The following is a 1,192-nucleotide window of genomic DNA, read 5'->3' on the forward strand; positions in this document are numbered from 1 at the left end:
AGATGTGTATAAGAGACAGTGTGTATAAGAGACAGGGGCTCTTTCGTCATCAACGGGACCGAACGCGTAATCGTGTCCCAGCTGCACCGCTCGCCGGGCGTGTTCTTTGAGCACGACAAGGGCAAAACCCACAGCTCGGGCAAATTGCTGTTTTCGGCACGCATCATTCCTTACCGTGGTTCATGGCTCGACTTCGAATTCGACCCGAAAGACATTCTGTACTTCCGCGTGGACCGTCGCCGCAAGATGCCTGTCACGATTCTGCTCAAGGCGATCGGACTGAACCAGGAATCCATACTGGCCAATTTCTTTGTGTTCGACAACTTCCGCCTGATGGACAGTGGCGCCCAGATGGAATTCGTCGCCGAGCGCATGCGCGGTGAAGTCGCCCGTTTCGACATTACCGACAAAGCCGGCAAGGTTGTGGTGGCGAAAGACAAGCGCATCACGGTTCGCCACACCCGCGAACTCGAGCAGAGCGGTACCACCACCATCAGCGTGCCCGAAGATTTTCTGGTAGGTCGTGTGGTCGCCAAGAACATCATCGACGTCGAGACCGGGGAGATCATCGCCAAGGCCAACGATGAGTTGACCGACCTGCTGCTGAAGAAACTGCGCGTGGCGGGCGTGCAGGACCTGCAAGTGCTGTACACCAACGAACTTGATCAGGGCGCGTATATTTCGCAAACCCTGCGTGCCGATGAAACGGCTGACGAGTTTGCTGCGCGTGTTGCGATCTACCGCATGATGCGCCCGGGCGAGCCGCCCACGGAAGACGCCGTCCAGGCCCTGTTCCAGCGGCTGTTCTACAACCCGGACACTTACGACCTGTCCAGGGTCGGCCGCATGAAGTTCAACGCCCGCGTCGGCCGCGACAGTTCAACGGGTCCGATGGTCATGACCAACGAGGACATACTCGCGGTCGTCAAGATTCTGGTGGACTTGCGTAACGGCAACGGCCAGGTCGATGACATTGATCACCTTGGCAATCGCCGCGTGCGTTGCGTCGGCGAACTCGCGGAGAACCAGTACCGCACCGGTTTGGCCCGTATTGAGAAGGCCGTGAAGGAGCGTCTGGGCCAGGCCGAGCAAGAGCCGCTGATGCCGCATGACCTGATCAACAGCAAGCCGATTTCTGCAGCCCTGAAGGAATTCTTTGGCGCATCGCAGCTGTCGCAGTTCATGGACCAGA

General features: G+C 58.4%; 1 pseudogene. It reads left to right on the plus strand.

The features are described 5' to 3' along the window. Positions 1 to 30: 30 nt before the first annotated feature. Positions 31 to 1,192: pseudogene (gene rpoB, locus B3F77_RS08840) on the plus strand (DNA-directed RNA polymerase subunit beta); the annotation flags it as partial.

Source organism: Polaromonas sp. UBA4122, assembly GCA_002381615.1.
Taxonomy (GTDB): Bacteria; Pseudomonadota; Gammaproteobacteria; order Burkholderiales; family Burkholderiaceae_C; genus Polaromonas.